Origin of the sequence: Micromonospora sp. NPDC047753 (assembly GCF_040642735.1) — a bacterium.
Lineage (GTDB): Bacteria > Actinomycetota > Actinomycetes > Mycobacteriales > Micromonosporaceae > Micromonospora.
The window spans coordinates 1-4,998 of the sequence record NZ_JBEYSL010000493.1; the positions used below are offsets into that span (position 1 = coordinate 1).

At 71.0% G+C, this 4,998-nt stretch carries 7 protein-coding genes; 3 read left to right on the plus strand and 4 right to left on the minus strand.

The annotated features are described in order from the left end of the window. On the minus strand, positions 1 to 743 hold a 743-nt coding region (hisG, locus tag ABZ749_RS29300), incomplete at its 3' end, for an ATP phosphoribosyltransferase (RefSeq protein ID WP_357233462.1). 49 nt (positions 744 to 792) lie between these two features. Next, positions 793 to 1,056, minus strand: coding sequence for a phosphoribosyl-ATP diphosphatase (locus tag ABZ749_RS29305; protein ID WP_030335709.1), 264 nt, complete (start codon positions 1,054 to 1,056; stop codon positions 793 to 795). A gap of 133 nt (positions 1,057 to 1,189) precedes the next feature. On the opposite strand from ABZ749_RS29305, the gene ABZ749_RS29310 reads away from it, so the two are divergent. Genes ABZ749_RS29310 through ABZ749_RS29320 form a run of 3 tightly spaced genes read left to right on the plus strand, consistent with a single transcriptional unit; the run spans position 1,190 to position 3,642 of the window. Further along, positions 1,190 to 2,053, plus strand: coding sequence for an ABC transporter substrate-binding protein (locus ABZ749_RS29310; protein WP_357233464.1), 864 nt, complete (start codon positions 1,190 to 1,192; stop codon positions 2,051 to 2,053). A 5-nt stretch (positions 2,054 to 2,058) separates the two neighbouring features. Continuing rightward, positions 2,059 to 2,895 (plus strand): amino acid ABC transporter permease, encoded by an 837-nt coding sequence (locus ABZ749_RS29315; protein ID WP_357233471.1) that lies wholly within the window; start codon positions 2,059 to 2,061, stop codon positions 2,893 to 2,895. Positions 2,896 to 2,898: 3 nt separating this feature from the next. Then, complete coding sequence (locus tag ABZ749_RS29320) at positions 2,899 to 3,642, plus strand: amino acid ABC transporter ATP-binding protein (protein ID WP_357233466.1); 744 nt, start codon at positions 2,899 to 2,901, stop codon at positions 3,640 to 3,642. A 28-nt stretch (positions 3,643 to 3,670) separates the two neighbouring features. On the opposite strand, the gene ribH is transcribed toward ABZ749_RS29320, so the two are convergent. Both ribH and ribA read right to left on the minus strand, forming a co-directional pair. Next, positions 3,671 to 4,171 (minus strand): 6,7-dimethyl-8-ribityllumazine synthase, encoded by a 501-nt coding sequence (gene ribH, locus ABZ749_RS29325; RefSeq protein ID WP_091401939.1) that lies wholly within the window; start codon positions 4,169 to 4,171, stop codon positions 3,671 to 3,673. A gap of 2 nt (positions 4,172 to 4,173) precedes the next feature. Further along, positions 4,174 to 4,998 (minus strand): GTP cyclohydrolase II (gene ribA, locus ABZ749_RS29330; RefSeq protein ID WP_357233468.1); only part of this gene is annotated, 825 nt, incomplete at its 5' end.

A 4,998-nucleotide genomic window follows, 5' to 3' on the forward strand; every position in this document is an offset into this window, starting at 1 on the left:
TGCACCGCCACCCAGCCCTCGCGGTGCAGCGGCGACACTGTGGGCGACTCGATGCCCGGGGTGAGCCCGCTGGCCCGGTCCAGCAGACCGGCCGGCACGTCGTAGGCGAGCATCACGTAGCGGCGGGCCACCAGCACACCGTGCAGGCGGCGCAGCAACTGCTCGGCCTGCGGTTGCGCGGGTGCGCCGGCACGCCGGACCAGCACCGCCGACGAGCGCAGCAGCGGCTCGCCGAAGACCACCAGGCCCGCCTGGCGCAGGGTCGCGCCGGTCTCCACCACGTCCGCGATCACGTCGGCGACGCCGAGGCGTACGGCGTTCTCCACCGCGCCGTCGAGACGGATCACGTCGGCCTTGACGCCCACCTCGCCGAGGTGCCGTTCGACCAGCCCCGGGTACGCGGTGGCGATGCGGTGGCCGCCCAGCTCCTGCACGGAGGCGATGTCGTCGGGGCGGGCGGCGAAGCGGAAGGTGGCCCGGCCGAAGGCAAGGTCGACGAGCTCCTCGGCCGCCGCGGCCGAGTCGATCAGCAGGTCCCGGCCGGTGATCCCGAGGTCGAGGTCACCGGAACCGACGTAGGTGGCGATGTCCTTCGGACGCAGGTAGAAGAATTCGACGTCGTTGGCCTCGTCCCGACAGACGAGGTCCTTGGGGTCGGTGCGCTGGCGGTAGCCCGCCTCGCGCAGCATCTGGGCGGCCGGTTCGGCCAGGGTGCCCTTGTTGGGAATGGCGACACGCAGCATGACGGAGTGCTCCTTCGATCCGGTTGGCGATCAACAGGGGTGGGGGCACTCACAGATGTCGGTAGACGTCCTTGAGCTCGAGACCGCTGGCAAGCATCAGCACCTGGACCTGGTAGAGCAGCTGGGAGATCTCCTCGGCGGTGCGCTCCGGCCCCTCGTGCTCGGCGGCCATCCACGACTCGGCCGCCTCCTCGACGACCTTCTTGCCGATGAAGTGCACGCCCTTGTCCAGCGCGGCGACGGTGCCCGAGCCCGGGGTGCCGGCGGCGGCCTTGGCCTGCAGCTCGGCGAACAACTCCTCGAACGTCTTCACGGGAAACGATTCTTCCAGCCACCCCGGCGGCACCCCGCGTCCGGGTCCGCCGAAATCCAGTAAGCGGACAATTCCCTACCAACATGGTGGGACAATTGTCGATCGATGCCCATGGAGCTCTACGCTGTCCGCCATGGCCAGCCGCTCACGTCTCCTCGCGCTCACCTTCGCCGGTGCCGTCGTCGTAGCCACCGCCGGGTGCGCGCCACAGGACGAAAACCCCACCCCCACTGTCACCGCAGCGCCGTCCTGCGCCAAGGACAGCCTGCCCACGCGCACGCCGGGCAAGCTGACCATCGCCACCGACCAGCCCGCGTACGAGCCGTGGTTCGCCAAGGACAAGCCGGACAGCGGTGAGGGCTTCGAATCCGCTGTCGCGTACGCGGTGGCCGAGAAGCTCGGCTACGCCCGCGCCGACGTCACCTGGACCCGGGTCAAGTTCGACACCGCCATCGCGCCGGGGCCGAAGGACTTCGACTTCGACATCAACCAGTTCTCCATCACCGACGAACGCAAGCAGGCTGTCGACTTCTCCGCGCCGTACTACCTGGTGCGGCAGACCGTCATCGCGTTGAAGTCCTCGAAGATCGCCGGCCGGAAGTCGCTGGCCGAGCTGCGGGACGCTCGGCTCGGCGCGCAGGTCGGCACCACCAGCTACCAGGCGATCACCGACGTGATCAAGCCGGCCGCCAAGCCGCAGGTCTACAACAGCAACGACGATGCCAAGAAGGCCCTTCAGAACGGGCAGCTGGACGGTCTCGTGGTCGATCTTCCGACCGCCTTCTACATCACCGGTGCGGAGATCACCGACGCCGTGATCGTCGGGCAGGTGCCGCAGGTCGGTACGCCCGAGGCGTTCGGGTTGCTGCTGGACAAGAACTCCCCACTGACCTCCTGCGTGAGCGGGGCGGTCGGTCAGCTCACCACCGCGGGGACGTTGAAGGAGCTGGAACAGAAGTGGCTCGCCCAGGTGGCGGGGGCGGCCGAGCTGCGGTGACGCTTCTGGATCGGGTGCCCTCGGAGGCGCAGCTGCGGCGGTCGGCGTACCGGCGTCGGCAGACCGTCTACAGCGTGCTCGTCGCGGCGTCCTCGACGGCGGCGCTCGGCACGTTGCTGGTGCTCGCGGTGACCGGGGCGCCGGGCTGGGACCGGGTCCGGCGCTCGTTCCTGGATCCGGAGATCGCCCGCGACGCGCTGCCGACGGTGCTGAGCGGGCTCTGGCTCAACGTACGGCTGCTGGTCTGCTGTGCGGTCGGCGCGCTGCTGCTCGGGCTGGTGCTCGCCGTGCTGCGGACGCTGCGCGGGCCGGTCTTCTTCCCGGTCCGCGCGCTGGCCGCCGGCTACACCTACACCTTCCGCGGCCTACCGCTGATCATCGTGCTGTACCTGCTCACCCTCGGTGTGCCGGGGCTGCGGTTGCAGGGCATGCCGCCGGTGCTGGTGCTGGGTGGGATCGCGTTGGTCCTCACCTATGGCGGCTACCTCGCCGAGGTGTTCCGGGCCGGCATCGAGTCGGTGCACTCCAGCCAACTCGCCGCGGCCCGCTCGTTGGGCCTGACCCACCGGCAGACGATGCGGCACGTGGTCCTGCCGCAGGCCGTCCGCCGGGTGGCGCCACCCCTGCTCAACGACGTGGTGGCGTTGCAGAAGGACGTCGGGCTGGTCTCGCTGGCCGGGCCGATCGACGCGGTCCGCGCCGCGCAGATCGCCACCGCCCAGACCTTCAACTACACGCCGTACATCGTGGCGGGGGTGCTCTTCGTGCTGCTGGCGATCCCACTGATCGCCGTCACCGACTGGGTGACGCTGCGCGCGGCCCGCCGACAGTCGGGAGGCTGATCCATGGCGTTGCTGCGCTGTCGGGGCCTGCGCAAGGAGTTCGGCGGGCACGCCGTGCTCGACCAACTCGACCTGACCGTCGCCGAGCATCAGGTGGTGGCCCTGATCGGCGCGTCCGGGTCGGGCAAGTCGACCCTGCTGCGCTGCGTCAACCTGCTCGACGAACTCGACGACGGCACCATCGAGTTGGACGGGGAGGACATCTCCGATCCCCGGGTGGACCCGGACCGGGTCCGGCGGCGGATCGGCATGGTGTTCCAGGCGTACAACCTCTTTCCGCACCTGAGCGTGTTGGACAACATCACCCTCGCGCCGCGTCGCGTACACGGGCGGGGCCGGGCGGAGGCCGAGGCGCAGGCCCGGGAGTTGCTCGACCGGGTGGGGCTCGCCGCCAAGGCGGACGCCTACCCGGACCGGCTCTCCGGCGGGCAGCAACAGCGGGTGGCGATCGTCCGGGCGCTGGCCAACTCACCTCGACTGATGCTGCTCGACGAGGTCACCTCCGCGCTCGACCCGGAGCTGGTCGGCGAGGTGCTGGCGATGATCCGCGACCTGAAGGCCGACGGCATGACCATGGTGCTGGCCACCCACGAGATGGGCTTCGCCCGGGATGTCGCCGACGAGGTGTGCTTCCTCGACGCCGGCCGGGTGGTCGAGAGCGGCCCGCCCGAGCAGGTGCTCGGCGAGCCGACGCAGCCTCGTACCCGGCAGTTCCTGCGCCGGATCATCGAGGCCGGCCGCCTCTGAAGGCGGGCCTTCAGAGGCGGCAGAGGCGTCAGCCGCCGAAGCCGACCCGTTGGGCGTTGCCCGCAGCCACCGTCCGCACGGCCAGCGCCGCGTCGAGCGCCGCCACCGTGGCGGCCCAGCCCTTGTCCTCCGCCGAGCCGGGCAGACCGGCGCGGTCGCGGGCCTGCTCGATGGTCTCCACTGTCAACACGCCGTGCGCCACCGGTTTGCCCTCGTCCAGCGCCACCCGGGTCAGCCCGTCGGTGACCGAACGGCAGACGTAGTCGAAGTGGGCGGTGGATCCACGGACCACCACGCCGAGGGCGACCACCACGTCGCAGCGGCGGGCGAGGGCCTGCGCGACCACCGGCAGCTCGACCGAGCCGGCGACCCGGGCGACAACGGAACGCGCGCCGCACGCCTCGGCGGCGGCCACCGCACGCTCCAGCATGTGGTCGGTCAGCTCGCCGTGCCAGCGGGCGGCAACGACCCCGACGGTCAGCCCCGCGGCGTCGACCGCCTCGACTCCCGGCTCACCGAAACCCGCCATCGTCATGCTCCGATCTCGTCGTTGGCGACCGGACGCCCCAGCGGCGCCTCGGAGACCTCGTCCAACTCGTCCAGCAGGTGACCCATCCGGTCCCGCTTGGTGCGCAGGTAGCGCATGTTCTCCGGGTGCGCGCCGGCCGGCAGCCCCTCGCGGCCGGTGATGGTCAACCCGTACCCCTCCAGGCCGGCCCGCTTGGCCGGGTTGTTGGTCAACAGCCGCATCGACCGCACGCCCAGGTCGTAGAGGATCTGCGCGCCGGTGCCGTAGTCGCGGGCGTCGGCCGGCAGGCCCAGGTCGAGGTTGGCGTCGACGGTGTCGCGGCCCAGGTCCTGCAACTGGTACGCCTGCAGCTTGTGCAGCAACCCGATGCCGCGCCCCTCGTGCCCACGGACGTAGAGCACCACGCCCCGGCCTTCCTGCCCGACCCGAGCCAGTGCGGCGTCCAGCTGCGGTCCACAGTCGCAGCGCAGCGAGCCGAACACGTCCCCGGTCAGGCACTCGGAGTGCACCCGGACCAGCACGTCCTGGCCGTCACCGAGGTCACCCAGCACCATCGCGACATGTTCGGCCGGGTCGTGCTCGGCGCGGTAGCCGAGCGCCCGGAACACCCCGTGCTTCGTCGGCATCCGGGCGTCGGCGACCAGCTCGACCTGCTTCTCGGTACGCCGGCGGTAGGCGATCAGGTCGGCGATGGTGACGAGCGTGAGGCCGTGCTCGGCGGAGAACTTCTCCAGGTCCGGCAGGCGCATCATGGTGCCGTCGTCGTTGACCAGCTCGCAGAGCACGCCGGCCGGACGCAGCCCGGCCAACCGGGTCAGGTCGATCCC

Coding starts and splice junctions, on each gene's coding strand:
- ribH (WP_091401939.1), bottom strand. CDS start 4,171: ATGGCGGGTTTCGGTGAGCCGGGAGTCGAGGCGGTCGACGCCGCGGGG.
- ABZ749_RS29320 (WP_357233466.1), top strand. CDS start 2,899: ATGGCGTTGCTGCGCTGTCGGGGCCTGCGCAAGGAGTTCGGCGGGCAC.
- ABZ749_RS29310 (WP_357233464.1), top strand. CDS start 1,190: ATGGCCAGCCGCTCACGTCTCCTCGCGCTCACCTTCGCCGGTGCCGTC.